The organism is Mongoliitalea daihaiensis (genome assembly GCF_021596945.1).
Classification (GTDB): Bacteria; Bacteroidota; Bacteroidia; order Cytophagales; family Cyclobacteriaceae; genus Mongoliitalea; species Mongoliitalea daihaiensis.
The window spans coordinates 912,046-933,657 of the sequence record NZ_CP063779.1 but is presented as its reverse complement, the minus strand read 5'-3'; the positions used below and the strand labels follow the sequence as shown (position 1 = coordinate 933,657).

The following is a 21,612-nucleotide window of genomic DNA, read 5'->3' as shown; positions in this document are numbered from 1 at the left end:
AAAAAACCCCTCCCAAAGGAAAAGGCTTTTTGTGTTTTATTAAAAGCAGATTTTTACAATTGTGGTGCTGCTGGGAAATCTACCGGAATTTCCGTCGCATTGTGTAGAAAATTAGTGATGGTTTTCTCTCCTACATTTACGATTAAATCAATGAAATTTTCTTTGTTATAGCCTGCATTGAAAAAAGTATCTAGCGTATCATCATTTACTTTGCCTTTATTCTCAGCAATTGCTTTGGCTGTCTTCACCAATGCGTCAAATTTGGTATCAAACGGAGCAGAACCCTTTCTCAAGAGGATGATTTGCTCGTCAGTGAAGCCGTTCATTTTTCCTATGGCAGTGTGTGCCGCTTGGCAATAAGAACAGCCGTTGACCTGTGACACGACAAGGTTGATCACCTCTTTCTCTTTGTTGTTAAAGCTCGATTTGGCATTGGCAAATGTTATATATCGCTCCAATGCATGAGCAGAAAGTGCATAAGTCGCATAGATATTCGGAACCATTCCTACCTTTTCTTTGATAGCAGTTAAGATTCCTCGGTTTTTTTCGGATACATTTTCTAAGGTAGGTACTTCGAATCTTTTTGTTTGAGTAGTCATCAGTATTTTTTGTTTTGTTGATGCTACAAAGGTGGAGGTAAATTGACTCTGCACACATGTGAATTAATCCCTTGTGCATGTCAATTCTTCCTATAGTGTGATTTTCATTCAATTACTCAAAAAGACTCGATTATATACACTTCACGGAAGGCGAAAGTATGTTTATGTAGCTTGTTACCTAAAAACAAGTTTAGGGTTTCTTGAAAAAAGTTAGCTACCGTAAAACCAAGAATCAATCCTCCAAACTCAATATCTCCTGGATATCCTTGATGTGACCAAACAATAGCAGAATATCCCCTGCCTCAATTTTGGTATCGGCTGTTACCACCCCGGTTACTTTCTTGCTTTTTGATTTTACCCCAAAAATATTGGGTTTTTCTTCCATCTTGATGAGGGTCAAAATGTTAATGTTATAATCCTGCCTGATTTTTGTCTCTGCAATCGTGAGGCCTACATACCGTTGAGGGGCTTTTACTTCGATGATATTGTAGTTGTCCGATACATCTAAAGAGTCAATGACTCCTTTCATTTGGAGACTTTTAGCCATTCGCTCGGCAGAGTCTTCTTCCGGATGCAGGATTTCATCTACCCCGATAGCCTGTATGACCGTTTCATGCACTTTATTAATGGAGCGGGAAATCAATCGCTTGATCTGTAGTTGCTTGAAAAGTGCAGTTACCATGATGGATGCCCCAAAATCCTCCCCAATTGCAATGATAACAGCATCTGCTTCTTTGCAGGGAAGATTCTTAACTGCGTGGATGTCGGTTGCATCCATGGCGATCGCATGTGTGATTTTGTCTTTGACAGCCTCAACTTTATCTTCACTGGCATCTATCCCAATCACTTCGTGTCCATAACTGGTTAATCTTGCAGCCAAGTGCCCACCAAAATTCCCTAATCCTACAACGATGTACTTCATAATTTGCTTCTGTTTTTAAGTAATGAATACGCCTTCTTCTGGATACTTATATCGTAATGTTCTTGCTTTTCGCACAAAGGCAACCAGAACAGTTAAGGTGCCAACCCTTCCTAGAAACATGATGATGGTCACGACAATTTTACTTCCTGTAGATAAGTCTCCAGTGATGCCTAGGCTTAGTCCCACGGTAGAAAAGGCAGAGAAAATTTCAAAGGCAACACTGACCAATGGCAGTTGTGGATCAAATAACACTACAAAAAATACTCCAAGTCCAATCACTAAAAAAGAAAGTAAAATCACGGCAAAAGCTTTTCTCAATGTTTCAGCGGATAGCTGTCTTTTAAATATCTCCACCCGGTCTTTTCCCTTGGCAATGCTGACCACATTTAATACAGCAACTGCGATGGTACTAGTCTTCAATCCACCCCCTGTGGATCCAGGTGATGCACCAATCCACATGAGTAAAAGGTAAATCAAAATAGTAGGCATAGCCAATGCAGACATATCTACGGTATTGAATCCGGCTGTTCGGGGAGTTACGCTCCCAAAAAAAGCAGTTACAAATTTGCCATAGCCTGAGAGGCCTGCTAGCGTATGCTCGGATTCAAAAATCCAATAGGTCACAAAGCCTAGCAAAAGCAATATTCCTGTGGTGTAAACAATCAAGCGTATATTGACATTCACCACCCGAGGGGCATGTTCATAGGCTTTATCTTTTGTAATCATCTTGGTCGTATCAACGACGACATGTTGAAGGTAATTGAAATATCCAAGGACTACGGGAAACCCGATCCCTCCCAAAATAATCGTGAAAGCAATAATCAAATGAACGGTGTACTCTTCTCTGAAACCTACCTCGTATAGTCCATCTCCAAGAATGGAGAAGCCCGCATTGCAAAATCCTGAAATGGCATGAAAAATAGCAAAAAAGGCTTGGTCACCCATGCTGTCAAAAAGATCTTGATCGATGATTTTAACGATCAATAAGGCAGCTACCCCTTCAGTAATTAGGGTAAACAAAATTATTTTTACTAAAGTAGAGTTGATAGCGCCAATATTATCTTCGTTGATGTAATCTTTTAAAAAGAGTTGATTTTGTAATGAATAGGAACCTTTAAAGAAAAAGCCAAAAAATGAAGTGAAGGTCATCATTCCTAAGCCACCAACTTGAAAGAGGATCATAATAATGAATTGCCCTAGAAATGTAAAATCTGATGAGGTGTCCAAGACTATCAATCCAGTCACACACACCGCCGAGGTTGAGGTAAATAGCGCGTCAATTATGCTGATGCCTTCTTTCGTTGCATTTGGTAATAGCAGCATGCCTGTTCCTATGATAATTACCACTAAGAAACTCAAAATGAAGACTAAGGCAGGGTGAATTTTTAATTGGTTTACTGATAATGTAAGCTTACTAAGTTCAATCAGGAAAAGGATAAAAATCAGTAAATTCACCAATATAGATTTAATGGGGAGGTTACCGATGATGATCGTATTGTCAAATTGAATTAATCCAAAGTTGGCTAATGAGACGAGTAGTAAGAACAGAATAATGAATATCTCTACCAAGTACCGAGCAGTACTGTATCGTTCTGTTTTGGAGAATAGCCTCAGTGTAAAGCTACATGAGATAGATAATAAAAAAATATTGTATAAGATTCCCAAAAAGCCAGTTTGGATTTCTTTTTCAAAGCCCAAGTCATATACCAACAAGGAAAAAGCAGCAAAACTCAATATCCGCAATAATTGGGCATTGAATGAAAAGAGTTTCTTTTTTAACAGAACTTTACTATCGGGGCTATCAGAAATGAGTCGCAACTTTTGTTAGCTGTTTTATACAGCGGAAAGATAGCATAAAACTTTGTATATTAGTTTGAGGTTCCAAAAACCATCACCATATTTTCAAGTCCACCGTAAAGATAGAGTCGGTTTGCGGTAATTCTGTAGACAGTTGCCCCCGTAATTCCTCTAATAAATTGTGCATCAAACTCCAATACCGGCAAGGTGTTTCGGGCGGGGTTTTCTAAATGTGTGCGTCGGTTACTGTCCTCCCATACAACTATTCCACCTTAGGTTTCAGTTAGACAACCAGAAAGGGTGAATCCAATGGTATTTGCAACCCAAGGAATGTCAAAAGCATTTATCTGACATGCTTTATCACTAATAAAGGTCAGATCGATTGGACTCATACCTTCAAAAGTTTCACCATTCAGAGCAAAGTCAGCTATCTTCGCCATACAAGTAAGTTGACTAAACTCCTTTCTGGAAGTATGCTCAAAGCCAATAAATGTCCAAGTACGGAAAAGATCAAAATCTCCAGAAACTACTTCCCATTCATCAGAGCAAATGCGAGGTCTTTCGGTGATGATTTCAGGAACCTCTTCTTCTAATATAGGCTCTTCAGACACCTGTGCACAAGCGCTCATCAGGAGAAAGAATAGAAGGAAGATGCCTATGTTTTTCATGTGCAAGTGACGGAACTGTGTGGATGATAATAAATGTATACAAATTTATTTAATTTTCTGAAAATTAACTTCCTAGCGTTTTATACGTAAGCTGGTTTTAGGCTATTGTAGATGTTATAAAGTCTCTGTACCTTCGCAAACTTTTATTTGAACGCTATGAACTTACGGGAAAAATCAACAGAAGTGAGGAGGGTCTTTGATCAGTTGGATCAGGAAGTGAAGGCCTTTATGGATGTAAGCCAACTGACCTGTATCAGTGGCTGTGGGAAGTGTTGCTCCAATCCCAAAGTAAGTGCTACGGTGATGGAATTTATACCCTTAGCGTTTGATTTGTATGACAAGGGAAAGGCAGAAGCAGCGCTTGACTTATTGGATAGCAAGACAGAAGATGACTGGTGCATAGTTTATAAAAGCCTTTCAGAAGATGGTGCCATGGGGTTTTGTTCAGATTATCACAATCGGGGGATGATTTGTCGCTTGTTCAGTTCATCTCACCGGACCAACAAGCATGGACAAAAAGAAATTATCACCTGTAAAAAGATAAAAACCGAAAAGCAATCCGCCTTTGAGTTGACAGCCCAAGCAGTCAATCAGGGATTGGAAATTCCGTCGAGTAGTGGTTATTATGCTCAACTTTTTACGATTGATCAAGGACTTACGGCGGATCAATTTCCCATAAATCAAGCTATCCGAAAGGCGATAGAGCACGTGTTGACTTATCAGTTTTACACCGAAAATCAGGAACCTGAAGCCACAGACTGTTTTTGATGCACGATTTTTGCTGTATATTGTATTCAACTTTCAACAACGTCTAATCGCATGTTTAATATTTCAGAGATTGTACAGACAATCAAGCAACTCATCGAGGTTCGTATAAATATGGTCAAGAGCGAAATCTCCGAGCAGATTTCAATGATTCTTACCAGAGTTTTTTTACTCGTTTTGATGGGCGTTTTTTCGGTAATGATTCTTTTATTTATGAGTTTATCGCTCGCATTTTATTTGAGTGATTTGATGTATTCATCGTACAAAGGATTTTTATTGGTAGCCATTTTGTATTTGATTGTATTCCTGATTTTCTTCTTAGCGAGAGATTCTAGGTCTTTCGGGAGATCGTTGAAGACCTTTTTGAAGGCATTTATCTTTGGAGCGGACAAAACCCCAAGAAATGATGACTAATCAAGAGCTTCAAAAAAAAGCAGAGGAATTGGAGCAGACACTTAAAATGCAACTCTCCATTGCCAAAAATGAATCAGGAGATTACCTCAAAATGGGTGCTGTAGTGCTTGGTTCTGCATTGATTGCTGCAGCTACATTCAAAATACTTGGCTCGAAAAAGAAAAAGAAGACGGAGAAAGTCCTGGAGGTGTTAGAAAAGGAAGGGTTACTTGATGAGGAATTGCAACATAGGCTGACTCAAAAAAATCAACCGGGACTTTTGGGAAGAATTGGTATGGCTTTGCTGCCACTCGCTATGAACTATGGGAAAGAGTTGCTGATAAAGCGATTGAATGAACAAGAGACTGTGGCCCCAACCGAAGATGAATCCTAATTCCATTGCACAAACCTTCCAATCATTTGTTCTCACCGGGAATAAGGCTCTTGCTTGGTTGATTGATCCAGATGATATAGTAGATATACCCTCTTTTCAAGAGCTACTTTTGAGCATGTCTGATACTCCTATCGACTTTATTTTGGTTGGAGGGAGTTTGGTGCAGCAAAAAAATCTCGATGATATCATTCGGTGCATCAAATCAGCCCTTCCGAACATACCGGTACTAATTTTTCCGGGAAATGCCATTCAATTTTCAGAGTTAGCTGATGGTATTTTATTCCTTTCGTTGATATCAGGCAGGAATCCTGACTTGCTGATAGGGCAACACGTGACCGTGGCTCCTTTATTGGCAAAAACAACAATGGAAGTCCTTCCTACAGGCTATATGCTGGTGGATGGAGGCAATCACAGCAGCATACAATATATTTCTCAGACCTTGCCTCTTCCTTCCGATAAGCCCGAATTGATGGTGGCTACGGCATTGGCTGGAAAGTACTTAGGTCTACAATACTTTTATTTGGAAGCAGGGAGTGGCGCCAGTCAAGCAGTGCCAGCTCAGTTGATCAAATCATTTAAGAGACATATCCAAGCCCCCTTGTTTGTAGGTGGAGGACTACGAGATTTAAATGCTGTAAAGGCCGCATATCAAGCAGGAGCAGATATAGTTGTAGTAGGCAATGCTGCGGCCAAAAACCCCAAGTTCCTGCGGGAGATTGGAGACTTTTTGACCACTATTCGTGTCACATCCAATTAAAAAAAGCTCCCCAGAGGAGAGCTTTTGTGGTTATACTAGCGAGCGGAATTGTTGTAAAAACCGCACATCGTTTTCAGTGAATAAGCGTAAATCTTTGATTTGATACTTCAGCATGGCGATACGCTCTATGCCCATTCCAAAGGCAAAACCTGTATATTCTTTGGAGTCTATCCCACAGTTTTCCAAGACATTGGGGTCTACCATTCCTGAACCCCCGATTTCAACCCATCCCGTACCTTTACAGACATTGCAGCCTTTTCCTCCGCAAAGCTGACAGCTGATATCAATCTCAGCGCTTGGTTCTGTGAATGGGAAATACGAAGGTCTAAATCTTACCTTTGTTTCCTTCCCAAACATTTCCTTGGCAAAGTGGTATAAGGTGTTTTTCAAATCGGCAAATCCTACATTTTTATCTACATACAAGCCCTCTACCTGATGGAAAATGCAATGAGCCCTTGCAGAAATAGCTTCATTCCTGTAAACTCTCCCCGGAGAAAGTGTACGGATTGGTGGTTTCTGATTTTCCATGACTCGGACTTGCACCGAAGAAGTATGTGTTCGTAAAGCAATGTCTGGATTTTTTTCTAAGAAAAAAGTGTCCTGCATTTCTCGAGCAGGGTGGTTTTCAGGAAAGTTTAATGCTGTAAAGTTATGCCAATCATCTTCGATCTCAGGACCTTCAGATAAGTTAAATCCGATACGCTCAAAAATCTCAATGATACGCTGTCGGGTAGCAGTCAAGGGGTGAATACCGCCAGCTGAAAGATTAGAAGGAGGAAGTGTGAGGTCTAATTCAGTAGATTTGGATTGCTTAGTAGAGGCCGAGACATGCTCGATAAGTTCTTTAAACTTGGATTCAGCTAGTTCTTTTACTTCGTTCACAACCTGGCCAAATGCTTTTTTTTGTTCATTTGGTATAGTGCGCATTTCTGCAAAGAGTTCGCCGACAACACTTTTCTTACTTATAAACTGCATTCGGTAAGCTTCCAGCTGCTCTTGATTTGCTGCTTTTGCTTCCTGAATGGCTTCCTTAATTTTCTCTATTTTCTCCTGAATCATGGATGGTTCTTAATTAGAAAGCACAAATCTAAAATAATTGCTTGGAAAAACATTTTTTATAAGCTGCTAAATCCAGTATTGATCTGGAACTCGTACATGCTTCCAAACAATAAAATTTAAAAACTCATGAAAACAATCACATTTGTAAAATCCGCATTATTTACATTTTGCTTGCTAACAGCAGGTCTAGCTTTCGGTCAAAAAGAAAAAACAGTAGAGGTCGGTGGTGCTCCTATGTATCCATCCAAAAACATTGTAGCAAATGCAGTGAACTCGAAAGATCACACAACCTTAGTAGCGGCTGTTCAGGCGGCAGGTTTAGTGGAGACCTTGCAGTCTTCGGGTCCATTCACAGTATTTGCTCCAACCAATGCTGCTTTCGAAAAATTGCCCGCAGGTACAGTTGAGACTTTGGTAAAGCCAGAGAATAAGGGAACCTTAACGGGTATTTTGACCTATCATGTTGTAGCGGGAAAAATGGGAGCGAAAGAGATTTCAGAGGCTATCAAAAAAGGGAATGGCAAAGCTACGTTGACTACGGTACAGGGTGGAAAATTGACTGCTTGGATGGAAGGAAAGATACTCTACATTTCAGATGAAAATGGAGGAAAAGCTAAAGTTACGATTGCAGATGTATTCCAATCCAATGGTGTTATTCACGTAATTGATACTGTTGTTTTGCCAAAAGGTTGATTCTCAACAAGAGTACAAAACAAAAAAAGAGGCAACTGCCTCTTTTTTTGTTTGTTACCAAATGGGTTGTAGTGCTTACCAAGTTCTGCTTCCTCCGCCCCAAGATCCGCCACGCATCATCCCACCCGGTCCACCTTGCGCTGGCTCCTGTGGTCTAAAGTTGCCGATATTGTATGAAAAGGTCAGCAATGCGAATCTATTTAATACTCGAGTAAACGTATCTTCAATAGCTACATCGGTTACATTTCTAGCAATGGCATTGTTTTGGTTCAATAAGTCAAATATGGTGACTTTCAATTCTGCCTTGTTATTTTTTGCAAATCGCATACCAGCCTCAATGTTCCATAACCAAACAGATTGATCCAAGTCTGCTGATAAACCTCTAAATAAATTGTTTTGAGCGGTATTGGAAATAAATAACTTTCCACCATTTGGAGAATAATAGAAGCGAATATTAGAACTTTGAACGTAGAAATTATTGTTCAAATTCTGTTGTAAGCTGCTGTTTACAATTGTGTAAGTACCCGTGGTCTGCAATGTAAAGTCTACATCCTTGGAGATGTTACTTGTAAATGTAACTCCTTGTCCCAAATCAATATTGTCGTTGAAGTTTTTCTGACCGTTGATAATACCGGGCGTTCTGTTGTAGGATACACTGGTATTGGTATTAAACTGGGTTTTGATTCCTTTGATAGGGGCACCATAGGTCATAAATATTCTAGATCTGAATTGTCCGGAAAGGTTTTCAGGTCTAGTCAACTGGGTTCCTGGCCTCAATAATACATCTCCGTTGATCAAGGTGTCTGTTTGGGCGATAAAGGTAGTATTCCCTATAAAGTTTTCTGTGAAGGAAAGGAAAGCAAATGTGAAGAAGGTTCTTGATTTCTCCAGGTTGATTTTTGAAATATTGGTGAAGATGTTATGGCTAAACGCTTGACCCAAATCCGGATTACCTATCGAAAGCTGTAGCTGATTTTGGTTGTTGATAACGTTTTGTAGCTGATTGACCGAAGGCTCCTGTGTATTTGTTCTATATCGCATTCTAAAGGACAGCCCAGATTGCATGTTTCTGTAAGACACATTCATCCCTGGCAAGAAATTGCTGAATGTTTGATTGAAGACACGATCTACTGGAAACAATGCCTCATTGTCTTGGATGGCATACTGATAGTCCAAGTTAGCATTCACATTCCATTTCTTATAGTTGTAGCTATAGCCAACACTTGGGCGCTGAATGATAAATCTATTCTCAAAGACGTTGCTCAAGGCTGTGTCAAGTACCATGATACCTAATTCTGGTAACAGGGCAAAAGTCTGCTGATCTGCTGATGTTTTGTTATTGCCTACCTGATAGGAAGCTGTCAATAATGATTTTTCGCTCAGGGCTTCCGTAAACTGTATAGTTGCTCGGTAGTTGAATCCATCTGAAAGTCCAATGGTCTCTTGATTTAAGGTATCACTAATGTTTCGGATAAAGTCTCTGTTGGCTGCAATCAGCTCGGAAAATTGATCCCGCTGATTCCATGATGTGAAGACAGTTGTCGAAAGTGTTCTTCCTTTTTTCTCAAACTTATACCTGTAGACCAAGTTATTTGAAATATTGTAACCTTCTGTTGTAGCATCTGACAGGGATCTAGTAGCACTCAAGGGATTTAAAACCCCCGATAAGTTGATGGCATCCCGATCATTGAAAGTGGAATTATTCTGGAAATTGATTGAAGGAGTGATGATCAATGCATTTTTTGGATCGATATCATATTCGATTCGAGCATTGATTCGGTGGTTATTATTACGAATGGTATTCAGTAAACTTTCTTCATAAAACTGTCTATTGGTTTCAGAAAGGACAATTTCTCTATTGGTAAGTCTAAATAAATTGTTGTTGGTAGAGTTAAAGAAATAACTGCCTGAAAAATTCATCTTTTCGCCAAACTTATCAGAGTAGTTTAATCCCAAACTATTGGTCGTAATGATACCCTGATCCTGTCCAATAAGGAAATTAGAATTTCCTCCACCGCCCGGACGACCGCCGCCACCACCTGGGCGACCACCACCTCCGCCACCAACACCTACCAAATCTTGGGAAGAGAAGTTTTGTTGATTGATATTATTGAATAAACCAATGATGGAAACACGTTTGGTTCCTTTAAACATATTGAAATTTCCTCCAGCTGAATATCTGCCGTTGGTTCCGTAACCCGCGTAGACGCGTCCAAACTGACCATTTCTTCGGTCAGGTCTGGTTACAATGTTGATTGTCCTAGAGAAATTACCATCGTCAAATCCGGTCAATCTGGACTGATCTGAACGTTGATCTAAGATTTCTACTCGGTCGATTACATCGGCAGGCAGGTTTCTTAATGCTAAAAATGGATCTGAGCCAAAAAACTCTCTCCCATCTACAATAACTTTCTCTACACGCTCTCCTTTTGCTTGGATTTCACCATTTTGGATGGTTACACCCGGTATTTTACGGATAAGATCTTCTGCATCGGCATTTTCTCTGGTCTTGAAAGCATTTGCATTAAAAGAGGTGGTATCTCCTTTTACTTCTCCTACAGGGATTTGGCCTTGAATGACGACTTCTCCCAAAAGCTTGGAGTCTTCTACGAGGGAAAGGGTGCCCAAATCCAAGGCTTGACCTCTTTCGTGGATTTTAGTGATTTTTTGATAGCCGAGGAAGGTGATTTCAATCTTTACAGAGGGGATTCTTGGGCGCTCGATCTCAAAAGACCCATCTACTCCTGTGACTGTGGATGTAAGTAAAGAATCTGTAACCGTTTTAATAAGGACGTTTGCCCCGATCATTCCTTCTTTTGTGGCTCCTTCGATGACCTTCCCTTTTAATATCGGGACTTGACCGCCTCCAGGTCTTTGTGCTTGAACATCAAAAGAATAGATGAACAAAAACACGAACAAAAATTTAATAGTGGTAGAAATTTTCATTTGGTAGAATTAATTGAACTACGATTTAGACTGCGAAATGAATGAATAGTTTAAATTGCTATTCACCTAAGTTTTGAATGGAAAAAAAAGATGTTAAATGGATAAAATGGAGGTTAAGGACAGGTAAAAAAAAACCTGGTTTTTGCATTCCAGAAAACTGAGTGCAAAAACCAGGTGTGGAGAAAAGTAAATTATTTGTGGATGGAAACCTGAATAGACAGTTCTTTTAATTGATCCTCAGCAATTGTGCTTGGGGAATCAATCATCACATCTCTTCCGGAATTGTTTTTAGGGAAGGCTATGTAATCTCGGATCGAATCTGAGCCTCCAAAAATAGCACACAAGCGGTCAAAGCCAAACGCAATTCCACCGTGTGGAGGAGCCCCGTATTCAAAAGCTTCCATTAGGAATCCAAATTGTTTTTGTGCTTCTTCTACCGAAAATCCTAAATGCCTAAACATCAATTGTTGGGTAGTGCGGTCATGAATACGGATGGATCCACCACCGATTTCAACACCGTTGATGACCAAATCATAAGCATTTGCACGTACCGATCCTGGATCTGTTTCCAACAACGGAATATCTTCTTTTTTAGGAGAGGTGAAAGGATGGTGCATGGCATGATAGCGTTGAGTATCCTCATCCCATTCCAACAATGGAAAGTCCACCACCCAAAGTGGCTTGAACACGTTTCTGTCTCGTAAACCAAGGTCTTCGCCCATTTTTAAGCGTAATTCCGAAAGTTGCTTGCGTGTTGCCTTGGCTTCTCCGGATAATACCAGCAATAAGTCTCCAGCTTCGGCACCTGCGAGTTGTGCCCAAGCTTTTAGATCTTCTTGACTGTAAAATTTATCTACTGAAGATTTAAAGCTACCGTCTGCATTGCATTTGACATAGACCAAGCCTTTTGCACCGATTTGAGGTCGCTTTACCCATTCTGTGATTTCGTCGATCTGCTTGCGCGTGTATTCACTGGCACCTTTGGCACAGATACCTACAACTAATTCAGCAGCATCAAAAATCGAAAATCCTTTCCCTTGTGCAACATTTGTTAATTCCACAAACTTCATGTCAAACCTCAAATCTGGCTTGTCATTGCCGTAAAATTTCATCGCGTCTTCATAGGTCATGCGCTTGACCTCTTCTAGTTCAATGCCTTTGACTTCTCTAAATAAATGCTTGGTCAAGCCTTCAAACGTATGCAAGATATCCTCTTGGGATACAAAGGACATTTCGCAGTCTATCTGTGTGAATTCAGGCTGACGATCTGCTCTCAAATCCTCATCCCGAAAACATTTGACAATTTGAAAATACCTGTCAAAGCCACTGACCATGAGTAATTGCTTGAAGGTTTGTGGGGATTGCGGCAATGCATAAAACTCCCCAGGATTCACCCTGCTTGGAACTACGAAGTCACGGGCACCTTCTGGAGTAGATTTGATCAATACTGGGGTTTCTACTTCTATAAAGTCTGCAGCATCCATGTACTTTCTGGTTTCCTGCATCATGCGGTGGCGCAGCTGCAATTTTTCCCTCACCACATTCCTGCGAAGGTCCAAGTAGCGATATTTCATTCGAAGTTCATCTCCTCCATCCGTATCATCTTCAATGATAAATGGAGGAACTTTAGCAGGGTTTAGCACCTCCAAATTGGCAGCCTTTACTTCAATAGCTCCCGTTGGTATTTTATCATTTTTTGAGGATCGCTCTATGACGATACCTGTGGCTGTAATCACAAACTCTCTTCCTAATGAAGCAGCTTTTTCCAATAAAGCTTTATCCGTAGACCCTTCTTCAAAAATTAATTGGGTCACTCCGTAGCGATCTCTCAAATCCACCCAAATCAAACCTCCTTTGTTGCGTACACGCTGTACCCATCCGGCAAGAGTCACCTCTTGGTTTACGTGATCAATTCTCAATTCTCCGCAGGTATGTGTTCGTAGCATTTGTTATTCTTTTTTTTAAGTCGACAAAGATAAGCAAAGTCACCAAGTATACGACAGAAATGAATAATTATGACCGAAACATGGAAGTTTTTGTAAGCAATATTCCGAACAATTGATTTTTTTCAAAATCCATTTATCCTCTAATTATTTCAAGAGATGTCCGGGGCAATTTCTGATTTGTAACCTTCGTTAGAATATTTGGGTATAAAAACCTTGAAAAACTTGTTATTTGAACGGAATTTAAATTTATTTGAATATCATCCGCAGCCAACAATACTACACATGAATAAAAAATGGATCAGCACAGGGATTTTGGTGCTATGTTTAGGTGCCGGTTATTACTTATACAATCAAGTGTATTCTGATACTATCCCTGAAGAACCTGAACTGGAAGTCTACGAAGAAGAGGAAGAGGAAGAAGTATTACTTTACGGAATCAATGCCAAGGATTTAGATGTAATTGAAGGTGTAGTGGGGAAAAACCAGACCCTTTCATCAATTTTGGCCCCCTTCAATATACCTTTTCAAATCATCGATGAAATAGCCAAAAAGTCCAAAGAGATTTTTGATGTTCGAAAAATTGCCTACAACAAAAAATTCACAGTTTTAACAGCGAAAGACTCCTCTCAGGCACAATTTTTTATCTATGAGCCCAACCCCTTGGAGTATGTGGTCATCAATTTTGAAGACATAGAGATTTACAAAGAAGAAAGACCTGTTAGTTACCGCCCGGTTGAGTTGGGTGGAGAGATCACATCCAATTTATCCTCCAACATGACAGGATTAGGGATCAGTTACGATGTAGTGGATCAATTTGCCGATTTATTTGGATGGTCCATTGATTTTGGTTCCCTGCAAAAAGGAGATGAGTTTAAGGTGGTTTTTCAAGAAAAAATAGTGGATGAGACAGTCGTAGGCAATGGTGAGATTGAACTTGCCTATTTTAAGCATAAAGGGGAGGAGTTATTTGCTATCCCGTTTGAGCAAAATGGACAAGTTTCCTTTTTTGATCAGGAGGGGAATAGTTTTAAAAAGGCATTTTTAAGAGATCCCTTAAAATATACCCGCATTTCATCACGATATAATTTGAATCGATTTCATCCGGTTCAAAAGCGCTATAAGCCCCATCTAGGGACCGATTATGCTGCCCCTACAGGGACAGAGATAAGAACAGTAGGAGATGGCACAGTGGTAGAGGCACGCTTTACGAGTGCTAATGGGAATTATGTTAAAATCAAGCATAATGAAACCTACACGACTCAATACCTACACATGTCCAAAATTGCCTCGGGAATGAAACCTGGCATGCGCGTGAAGCAAGGGCAGGTAATTGGTTATGTTGGGAGCACAGGTTTGGCTACCGGTCCGCATTTGTGTTTCAGATTCTGGAAAAATGGGAAGCAAGTGGATTGGTTAAAGGAAAAAATCCCACCTACAGAGCCGATTTCCCCGGCAAACAGGGCAGCTTTCGAGTTGGTCAAAGCAGAGAAATTAGGAGTTTTAGCCGCGATCCCAATTCAGTCAGAAGAGAAATTATTAGCGGATAATTGATTGAATTATCGGTTTCTTGGTTAGAGAGTTATAAGAGATCCCTCGAGGTTTGAAAAGCCTCAGGGGATTTTTTTGTGCTTAGGAGCGGAGATGCAGAGAATGAATGGATTTAGTTTTACCTTTAAATACCATGGGGATCCCAGCAGAATTTAATAATAAGTTATTTTTTAGAGAATTGCACTTATCGGACGACAACAATATAGAAAAATGAAGCAAAACTTGACACATATCGCAATTGTTGTGGACGACTATGACAAGGCAATAGAATTTTATACACAAAAATTACATTTTGACTTAATCGAAGACACTATGCTATCGGAGTCAAAACGTTGGGTTTTGGTTAGACCGAAAGGTGCAAAAGAATGTTCTTTATTATTAGCCAAAGGAGTAAATGAAGAGCAAAAAAGCAGAATTGGAAACCAAACAGGTGGACGAGTTTTTCTTTTTTTGAATACTGACAATTTCAAAAGAGACTATCAAAACCTGATAGACAAAAAAATAAAGATTGTTAGAGAACCAAGTTTTGAAGACTATGGGACAGTAGCCGTTTTTGAGGATTTATATGGTAATCTTTGGGACTTAATAGAACCAAAAAAACCAAAGCAAAATTTTTACTCCACAGGAGTTTTAAAAATAAAAGACGTAGCAAATATTGATTTTGCTATTGCTCAACTCAAAAATTTGAGAAAACAGACACTTTTGGAAACCGGTAACATTTCATTTGACATTAAACAATTGAAAAATGACCCGACAAAAATAATTCTTTGGGAATGTTTTGAAAATGAAAAAGCATTCCATGACCATTTAAACTCAAAGCATCTTCAAGAATTCATGAAACTTGACTTGGTAGAACTTGAAAATGGTTACATTACAAATGATATTGAATAAACTACGCAGCAACTACATCACCTAAACACTAGTAGGGGCTGGATTTGGCTTGAAGGACTTTTATTTTCTGGCGAATCTATCCCTTGTATCAAAGTTGGTTTCTATTTTTCAGTGATTGCAGTGTGTACCCCGAAGCATCTTAACCAATCAATCCGATGATCTTGACCACTCTATTTTGATCAATTATGGGTTGCTTTAGGGTAGAACTTCCATCGGAAAGCACGGAGTAAAATACGATCACTATTCATAAGTAAAACAGATCATTCGTCACCGGGACAACAGCATGGCCTTACTGACAATCTTCAAAACATGGCGTATGTTGTTATGGGATAAAGGAATGAGTCATTTACCTATGTAAAAAACTAAATAAATACCCTGATCAGGGTATTTTTTCGTTGGAGGGTATTGAGTAGGTTTAGGGATTTGAAAATACGGCTGAAAAAATTAGAATTCACGATTTTCCGTAGGGTGTATATGGGTGGGTTTTTCTAGGCGGATAAGTAAGTTGGCGGTCATTGTAAAGTGACATGACAGCTAAGACGAAGACGAATAAAAACCAAACAAGAACAACTCATTCTAACCATAATTTCTTTTTGTAACTTTGACGATTAGTGAAATAAATAATGGTAAAAAATAGAAAACTAAATGTAAATGAATCACCGATAACGGTAATTAATCAAAATGAAACTGACTATATCAGTTTGACCGATATGACAGCTTCTTTTCGTGAAGGAAGTGGCTTAATTGGCAAGTGGATTACGAACAAAAATACATTGGAATATATTGGTGTTTGGGAAAAGATTAACAACCCAAATTTTAATTACCCCGAATTCGGGGTAATTACCCAAGAAGCAGGAGTGAATAGATTCATAATGTCTGTCGGACAATGGATTGAACGAACAAATGCAGTTGGTATGCTCGTAAAAGCTGGGCGTTACGGAGGAACTTATGCACACAAAGACATTGCGTTCCACTTCGCAATGTGGCTAAGTCCTGAGTTTCAAATATACTTGGTCAATGAATTTCAACGTCTGAAAGAGGATGAAAACAACCGACTGAAATTAGAATGGAACTTACAAAGGACATTAGCCAAGGTAAATTACCATATTCATACAGACGCCATCAAAGAAAACCTAATCCCAAAAGAAATCACCAAACAACAGACAAGTTTTGTTTACGCCAATGAAGCTGACTTATTGAATGTTGCCCTGTTTGGAATTACAGCAAAAGAATGGAGGGAAAGCAATCCCGAGCAAAAAGGTAATATAAGAGATTATGCGACATTAGAACAATTAGTTGTATTGAGCAATATGGAAAGTATTAACGCCTTACTAATCCAACAGAGACTAACGCAAGAAGAACGTCTTATCGAACTAAACAAAGTAGCGATAGCCCAAATGAAATCTTTGCTTAAAAGTAACGCAATAAAAAAACTAAAATAAGGAAGGAAATAACATCGAACCACCAACAGCATCTAGTCGCAAGCGTTGGGTAGGTGCACAAAAGATGGATATTTTTAAGAGCAACTTTTCAGGGGACAATTAGAAGGGTAAGCTACGCCTGACGTCTAGCTGCGACACGTTGACCGAAGTGTAGCGCTGTTCAGAGCTGGTTTAGCTATGGGGATTAAACGAATGGAGTGGATGGTATACCCTGAAGTATCTTAACCAATGAATCCGATAATCTTGACCACTTTTTTTGATTATTTATGGATTGCTTTAGGGTAGTACTACCACTGGGAAGCATGAAGTAAAAAACAATCACTAGTAATAGTTTGAAACAGATCATTTGCTACCCTGACAACAGCATGGCCTTACTGACAATCTTCAAAACATGGCGTATGTTGTTATGGGATAAATGAATGAGTCATTTACCTATGTAAAAAACTAAATAAATACCCTGATCAGGGTATTTTTTCGTTGGAGGGTATTTAGTAGGTTTAGGGAAATGAAAAGACGGCTGAAAAATCAGACTTAGCTAGCTTCCGTAGGGTATATATGGATGGGTTTTTCAGACATATAAGTAAGTTACCAGCCATTTTAGGACACAGCTAAACGACAAAGACCAATGGAAATAACCTACAACAGTCAAAACTTTCCACCACGATTTGGAGCGGACTTTCAAGGCGCTAAACAACTGCAATTTACAGTTCAAGAATTAATGTGGTCAGCAATTACCGTTGGACGAGCAAACTTCATTGATGTTTTGAGTAACGGTATTTATTCCGAGTATGAGATTTTGTATAGAGCTTCAATATTGGTTGCTAACATTGCTCAAAATGGGACAACGTTAGTGAAGTCATCAGCATACGAACACCTTGACCCTTCTGAAAAAAGTGCGGTTTCATATTTCTTAGGACTGACCTTTACTAAACTACTTTCTGCAAAACTTTTAAATATTCCTTGGCTACTTCACATTGACGTTTACAGAGACCAATTTTCAAGAAATGGACAAGCGTTTGGTTTTGGTTCAAGTCGTTCACGACCTGACTTAATTGGACTTGACAATCGCAGACGATGGACAATTATGGAAAGCAAAGGCAGGACAAATACAATGGAAGCAACACTACTTGCATCAGCAAAAAACCAAACAAGAAATTTAAGACGAATTGGTGCTGACTATCCCAGTTTAAGAGTAGCAGTAGTTACACATTTTACAAATGGACAATTAACGGTTGACTGGTCTGACCCCGAAGGTTACAATGACGATTATTTTGACATCAAAACTGATAGCGAAGAATATTTAGCAAATTACTACAAAGTCATTTTCAACATTCTATCGAGCAACGACAATGCAACCAAAGAGTTTGGCGGTTTTGTTACATACACATTTGACGCCATTAATCTTACCATTGGACTTGACAGAAAAATATTTGATGCTTATAAAACACAGAGTTTAAAAGAAATTCAACCGACAAGAATTTTTGACTTTGAGCAATTTAGTTCTATTGCCGAGCAAGAATTTTTTGCAGGTAGTGACGGTGTAGTAGTGGGACTTGGTAGTAATTGGAGAGAGTTAATTAGGACAAATAAAAAGTTTAACGAATAATGACACTGGACACAGACGAAAGAAAAACGGCTGGTAACAGTGTATTTAATCAATTGGCGGTCAGTCACTTATTGACATAGAAGTGCTTTAAAGACAGCTCGTCACTTACTGACAGATTTGTGTATTAAAATCGCCAACTAATTAAATACACAAAACGTTGACCGAAGTGTAGCGCTGTTCAGAGCTGGTTTAGCTATGGGAATTAAACGAATGCTGTGCCCAAACCATCTTAACCAATCAATCCGATGATCCTGACCACTTTATTTTGATCAATTATCAGTTACTTTAGGGTATAACTTCCACCAGAAAGCAAGGAGTAAAATACGATCACTATCCATAAGTAAAACAGATCATTCGTCACCGGTACCACTGCATGGCCTTACTGACAATCTTCAAAACATGGCGTATGTTGGAATGAGTAAATGAATGAGTCATTTACCTAGGTAAAAAACTAAATAAATACCCTGATCAGGGTATTTTTTCGTTGGAGGGTATTGAGTAGGTTTAGGAAGATGAAAATACGGCTGCAAAAATCAGACTTCATGAGCGTCCGTAGGGTGTATGTGGGTTGGTTTTTCAGGTGGATAAGTAAGTTGTAAAACATTTAATCAAACCAACAAACTATGAACGAATCGACTGAAATTTTTGATAGTAAACTGAATGAAATTGACCATTATCAAAGGTTTCCTTCAATGCTACCTTTTGTCGGGAAAAATTACGGAAAAAACAATTCACCGAAAATAATGCTGATTGCTGAAAGTCATTATTTACCACCAAAATCGACAATAAGCAAAAATCCCGAAAAATGGTATAGTTCCACACAAGCGGACTTATCCGATGAAGAAATTGCATGGATAAACACAAGGGTCATACTGAAAGGAAACTGGAAACCAGCTGGACATATGATATTCAGAGAACTGAATACTCGAATGTCTGAATTTATGAAAGTTGAGGAATTTAGAGCTATGACAAACGTAGCTTTTATGAATGGCTTTCAAAGACCAGCACCAGAAACTGGGGATTCAATAAAGAACTTTTGTAAATCAATTGACTATACAATTGGAGCAAAAACAATTAATGAAGTTGTGAAAATTATAGAACCTGATTTAGTAATTTTTGTATCTAAACTATCTTGGGACAAATTGAGGTGGAAAATTCCAAAATCAGAATCAGGAGTAAGATATGAATTTGTATGCCATCCTGGAACAGGTGGACGATACTGGCACAGCAAAAAATATGAACACGGACTTAAAAAATTCAAATCATTGATTGAAAATGAAATAAATAAAAACGCTTTACAACAACGCATATAGCTTATGGAGGGTGAACGGCTACCAGCAAGGTTTTCGCTTTGTAGCTAGCTTTGGTTTTGGAAGACAGGAAAGCGCTTCGAAACCGCCACAAGTCATATGCAAACCGTTGACCGAAGTATAGCGCTGTTCAGAGCTGGTTTAGCTATGGGAATTAAACGAATGCTGTGCCCAAACCATCTTTACCAATCAATCCGATGATCTTGACCACTTTAATATGATTATTTATGGGTTGCTTTAGGGTAGTCCTTCCACCGGAAAGCATGGAACAAAAAACGATCACTAACCATAAGTAAAACAGATCATTCGTCACCGGGACAACAGCATGGCCTTACTGACAATCTTCAAAACATGGCGTATGTTGGAATGAGTAAAGGAATGAGTCATTTACCTATGTAAAAAACTAAATAAATACCCTGATCAGGGTATTTTTTCGTTGGAGGTTATTGAGTAGGTTTAGGGAGATGAAAATACGGCTGAAAAATCAGACTTAGCAAGCTTCCGTAGGGTATATATGGGTGGGTTTTTCAGACATATATTTAAGTTACCTGCCATATTAAAAAACTGACGAAAATGCCAGAAAATGAAGTAAAAAGACAACATTACGTTCCAAGAACATATCTTAAACACTTTTCGACAGAGCGTTCGGGAGAATTTTTCATTAAAGCATTACCGACAGCAGACTGCAAAGAAGATAAGATTATAGAAATGAACATTTCTAATGTTTGCCTTCAAAAGGACTTATATACACTTCCTGGAGACACAGCCGAAGAAAGAATGTTGATTGAAAAATTTTATTCCGACAACTATGAAGTTCACTACAATAAAATTTATGAAATACTAATTGACCCTGACAAAAAAACAATAACAGACGAAGAAAGAGAGCTAATTATTTCGACTGTGGTTACTATGTTTTACAGAACCACGAAATGGGTAAACTTACATAACGAGTTTTTCAATAGAGTTTTAGAACAAGCATATTTTATGTGTCAGCAGACAGGTAAAGACTATTTTATGTTTGATAAACAGAAAATATCAGTAGCAGGTAAAACTCTTGAACAGTTGCAAAAAGAAAATAAATATGAAAGTCGCCCTGTCCAAATCTTGACACAACTTCAAGTGGCATTACGACTAATTAAACTCCGAACAATAAGAGACGGTATTTATGTTTCAAGATTGGTAGACGAAAACTGTGAGTTTATTACCAGTGACAATCCTGTTGTTTATTCAAACATTAATGGCGGACACGTAGCTCCTTTCGACCCAACGAACATTCTAAAATTACCTCTGGACAACAAGCATATGTTATTTCTTATGCCATATTCGGACAAAGAAACTAAGCATTTGTTACTAAGACACAACGTAAGTGGGACTATGTGTTTTACTGAGAAATTGACCTCAAACTATGAACAATTAAAAAATTCAGAAAGGTTTATACTTGGTTCGGACAGTTCACTTAAAGGATATTTAGCAACAAAGGAAATATCAGAACGTCCATTGACAGAAGAAGAAAATTTAAAAATGAAATCATTCGGGGACTTAATACAAAAAGGGAAAGACCTTGGACTATTTTAGAAGAAATACGGCTGGTAACAGCACCTACCCAAAAGTAGCGGTTCAGTGGTTAAATCAAGCTTTCCCGAGAAATCGGGACAAGTCGTGCTTTTATCAAAGTTTCCCGCTTTTGCGGGACAAGTTATGCTTGGTTGACAGTGAAGTGCTTCGAAATCGCCACCTTCGGGTAGCTGCAAAACGTTGACCGAAGTGTAGCGCTGTTCAGAGCTGGTTTAGCTATGGGGATTAAGCGAATGCTGTGCCCAAACCATCTTAACCAATGAATCCGATGATCTTGACCACTTTAATATGACTTTTATGG

General features: G+C 39.0%; 18 protein-coding genes. 11 read left to right on the top strand and 7 right to left on the bottom strand.

Annotation, left to right across the window (positions count from 1 at the left end):
• Window positions 1-53: 53 nt before the first annotated feature.
• The 4 genes from IPZ59_RS03850 to IPZ59_RS03835 form a co-directional block, all read right to left on the bottom strand.
• On the bottom strand, window positions 54-599 hold the full coding sequence (locus tag IPZ59_RS03850; protein WP_236138563.1) for a carboxymuconolactone decarboxylase family protein: 546 nt from the start codon (window positions 597-599) through the stop codon (window positions 54-56).
• A 232-nt stretch (window positions 600-831) separates the two neighbouring features.
• Window positions 832-1,521: a potassium channel family protein gene (locus tag IPZ59_RS03845; protein ID WP_236138562.1), complete on the bottom strand. Its 690-nt coding sequence runs from the start codon at window positions 1,519-1,521 to the stop codon at window positions 832-834.
• A 15-nt stretch (window positions 1,522-1,536) separates the two neighbouring features.
• Window positions 1,537-3,339 (bottom strand): TrkH family potassium uptake protein, encoded by a 1,803-nt coding sequence (locus IPZ59_RS03840; protein ID WP_236138561.1) that lies wholly within the window; start codon window positions 3,337-3,339, stop codon window positions 1,537-1,539.
• Between the two features lie 251 nt (window positions 3,340-3,590).
• Window positions 3,591-3,986, bottom strand: a complete 396-nt coding sequence (locus IPZ59_RS03835; protein ID WP_236138560.1) for a hypothetical protein — start codon at window positions 3,984-3,986, stop codon at window positions 3,591-3,593.
• A 156-nt stretch (window positions 3,987-4,142) separates the two neighbouring features.
• Between IPZ59_RS03835 and IPZ59_RS03830 the strand changes: the two genes are divergently transcribed.
• Genes IPZ59_RS03830 through IPZ59_RS03815 form a run of 4 tightly spaced genes read left to right on the top strand, consistent with a single transcriptional unit; the run spans window position 4,143 to window position 6,295 of the window.
• Window positions 4,143-4,754 (top strand): YkgJ family cysteine cluster protein, encoded by a 612-nt coding sequence (locus IPZ59_RS03830; protein ID WP_236138559.1) that lies wholly within the window; start codon window positions 4,143-4,145, stop codon window positions 4,752-4,754.
• A 51-nt stretch (window positions 4,755-4,805) separates the two neighbouring features.
• On the top strand, window positions 4,806-5,165 hold the full coding sequence (locus IPZ59_RS03825; protein ID WP_236138558.1) for a phage holin family protein: 360 nt from the start codon (window positions 4,806-4,808) through the stop codon (window positions 5,163-5,165).
• Window positions 5,155-5,538, top strand: a complete 384-nt coding sequence (locus IPZ59_RS03820) for a hypothetical protein (RefSeq protein ID WP_236138557.1) — start codon at window positions 5,155-5,157, stop codon at window positions 5,536-5,538. Before IPZ59_RS03825 ends, IPZ59_RS03820 begins: the two co-directional genes overlap by 11 nt.
• Window positions 5,528-6,295: a phosphoglycerol geranylgeranyltransferase gene (locus IPZ59_RS03815; protein ID WP_236138556.1), complete on the top strand. Its 768-nt coding sequence runs from the start codon at window positions 5,528-5,530 to the stop codon at window positions 6,293-6,295. Before IPZ59_RS03820 ends, IPZ59_RS03815 begins: the two co-directional genes overlap by 11 nt.
• 30 nt (window positions 6,296-6,325) lie before the next feature.
• On the opposite strand, the gene pheS is transcribed toward IPZ59_RS03815, so the two are convergent.
• The gene (gene pheS, locus IPZ59_RS03810) at window positions 6,326-7,354 is read right to left on the bottom strand and encodes a phenylalanine--tRNA ligase subunit alpha (RefSeq protein WP_236138555.1); all 1,029 of its coding nucleotides are present in this window, start codon (window positions 7,352-7,354) and stop codon (window positions 6,326-6,328) included.
• A 126-nt stretch (window positions 7,355-7,480) separates the two neighbouring features.
• Here pheS and IPZ59_RS03805 point away from each other — a divergent pair, with 126 nt between their 5' ends.
• Window positions 7,481-8,047, top strand: coding sequence for a fasciclin domain-containing protein (locus IPZ59_RS03805; RefSeq protein WP_236138554.1), 567 nt, complete (start codon window positions 7,481-7,483; stop codon window positions 8,045-8,047).
• A gap of 75 nt (window positions 8,048-8,122) precedes the next feature.
• Here IPZ59_RS03805 and IPZ59_RS03800 read toward each other — a convergent pair whose 3' ends face one another.
• Both IPZ59_RS03800 and aspS read right to left on the bottom strand, forming a co-directional pair.
• Window positions 8,123-10,993, bottom strand: a complete 2,871-nt coding sequence (locus IPZ59_RS03800; RefSeq protein ID WP_236138553.1) for an outer membrane beta-barrel protein — start codon at window positions 10,991-10,993, stop codon at window positions 8,123-8,125.
• Window positions 10,994-11,184: 191 nt separating this feature from the next.
• On the bottom strand, window positions 11,185-12,939 hold the full coding sequence (aspS, locus tag IPZ59_RS03795) for an aspartate--tRNA ligase (RefSeq protein ID WP_236138552.1): 1,755 nt from the start codon (window positions 12,937-12,939) through the stop codon (window positions 11,185-11,187).
• Between the two features lie 282 nt (window positions 12,940-13,221).
• Between aspS and IPZ59_RS03790 the strand changes: the two genes are divergently transcribed.
• The 6 genes from IPZ59_RS03790 to IPZ59_RS03760 all read left to right on the top strand — a co-directional run bounded on the left by IPZ59_RS03790 (window position 13,222) and on the right by IPZ59_RS03760 (window position 21,311).
• A complete protein-coding gene (locus IPZ59_RS03790) occupies window positions 13,222-14,490 on the top strand; it encodes a peptidoglycan DD-metalloendopeptidase family protein (RefSeq protein WP_236138551.1) in 1,269 nt (422 codons plus the stop codon).
• Window positions 14,491-14,697: 207 nt separating this feature from the next.
• Window positions 14,698-15,378: a VOC family protein gene (locus tag IPZ59_RS20295; protein ID WP_317208034.1), complete on the top strand. Its 681-nt coding sequence runs from the start codon at window positions 14,698-14,700 to the stop codon at window positions 15,376-15,378.
• Window positions 15,379-16,001: 623 nt separating this feature from the next.
• The gene (locus IPZ59_RS03775) at window positions 16,002-16,820 is read left to right on the top strand and encodes a KilA-N domain-containing protein (protein ID WP_236138550.1); all 819 of its coding nucleotides are present in this window, start codon (window positions 16,002-16,004) and stop codon (window positions 16,818-16,820) included.
• A 625-nt stretch (window positions 16,821-17,445) separates the two neighbouring features.
• On the top strand, window positions 17,446-18,426 hold the full coding sequence (locus tag IPZ59_RS03770; protein ID WP_236138549.1) for a hypothetical protein: 981 nt from the start codon (window positions 17,446-17,448) through the stop codon (window positions 18,424-18,426).
• A gap of 623 nt (window positions 18,427-19,049) precedes the next feature.
• Window positions 19,050-19,739 (top strand): hypothetical protein, encoded by a 690-nt coding sequence (locus tag IPZ59_RS03765; protein ID WP_236138548.1) that lies wholly within the window; start codon window positions 19,050-19,052, stop codon window positions 19,737-19,739.
• A gap of 570 nt (window positions 19,740-20,309) precedes the next feature.
• Window positions 20,310-21,311, top strand: coding sequence for a DUF4238 domain-containing protein (locus tag IPZ59_RS03760; protein ID WP_236138547.1), 1,002 nt, complete (start codon window positions 20,310-20,312; stop codon window positions 21,309-21,311).
• The last annotated feature ends 301 nt before the right edge of the window (window positions 21,312-21,612 follow it).

What these genes read in the sequence shown, in the direction of transcription:
- aspS (WP_236138552.1), bottom strand. Translation starts at nt 12,939, where the DNA reads ATGCTACGAACACATACCTGCGGAGAATTGAGAATTGATCACGTAAAC.
- IPZ59_RS03835 (WP_236138560.1), bottom strand. Translation starts at nt 3,986, where the DNA reads ATGAAAAACATAGGCATCTTCCTTCTATTCTTTCTCCTGATGAGCGCT.
- IPZ59_RS03775 (WP_236138550.1), top strand. Translation starts at nt 16,002, where the DNA reads ATGGTAAAAAATAGAAAACTAAATGTAAATGAATCACCGATAACGGTA.
- IPZ59_RS03765 (WP_236138548.1), top strand. Translation starts at nt 19,050, where the DNA reads ATGAACGAATCGACTGAAATTTTTGATAGTAAACTGAATGAAATTGAC.
- IPZ59_RS03815 (WP_236138556.1), top strand. Translation starts at nt 5,528, where the DNA reads ATGAATCCTAATTCCATTGCACAAACCTTCCAATCATTTGTTCTCACC.
- IPZ59_RS03825 (WP_236138558.1), top strand. Translation starts at nt 4,806, where the DNA reads ATGTTTAATATTTCAGAGATTGTACAGACAATCAAGCAACTCATCGAG.
- IPZ59_RS03805 (WP_236138554.1), top strand. Translation starts at nt 7,481, where the DNA reads ATGAAAACAATCACATTTGTAAAATCCGCATTATTTACATTTTGCTTG.
- IPZ59_RS03760 (WP_236138547.1), top strand. Translation starts at nt 20,310, where the DNA reads ATGCCAGAAAATGAAGTAAAAAGACAACATTACGTTCCAAGAACATAT.
- IPZ59_RS03770 (WP_236138549.1), top strand. Translation starts at nt 17,446, where the DNA reads ATGGAAATAACCTACAACAGTCAAAACTTTCCACCACGATTTGGAGCG.
- pheS (WP_236138555.1), bottom strand. Translation starts at nt 7,354, where the DNA reads ATGATTCAGGAGAAAATAGAGAAAATTAAGGAAGCCATTCAGGAAGCA.
- IPZ59_RS03790 (WP_236138551.1), top strand. Translation starts at nt 13,222, where the DNA reads ATGAATAAAAAATGGATCAGCACAGGGATTTTGGTGCTATGTTTAGGT.
- IPZ59_RS20295 (WP_317208034.1), top strand. Translation starts at nt 14,698, where the DNA reads ATGAAGCAAAACTTGACACATATCGCAATTGTTGTGGACGACTATGAC.
- IPZ59_RS03845 (WP_236138562.1), bottom strand. Translation starts at nt 1,521, where the DNA reads ATGAAGTACATCGTTGTAGGATTAGGGAATTTTGGTGGGCACTTGGCT.
- IPZ59_RS03800 (WP_236138553.1), bottom strand. Translation starts at nt 10,993, where the DNA reads ATGAAAATTTCTACCACTATTAAATTTTTGTTCGTGTTTTTGTTCATC.
- IPZ59_RS03820 (WP_236138557.1), top strand. Translation starts at nt 5,155, where the DNA reads ATGATGACTAATCAAGAGCTTCAAAAAAAAGCAGAGGAATTGGAGCAG.
- IPZ59_RS03830 (WP_236138559.1), top strand. Translation starts at nt 4,143, where the DNA reads ATGAACTTACGGGAAAAATCAACAGAAGTGAGGAGGGTCTTTGATCAG.
- IPZ59_RS03850 (WP_236138563.1), bottom strand. Translation starts at nt 599, where the DNA reads ATGACTACTCAAACAAAAAGATTCGAAGTACCTACCTTAGAAAATGTA.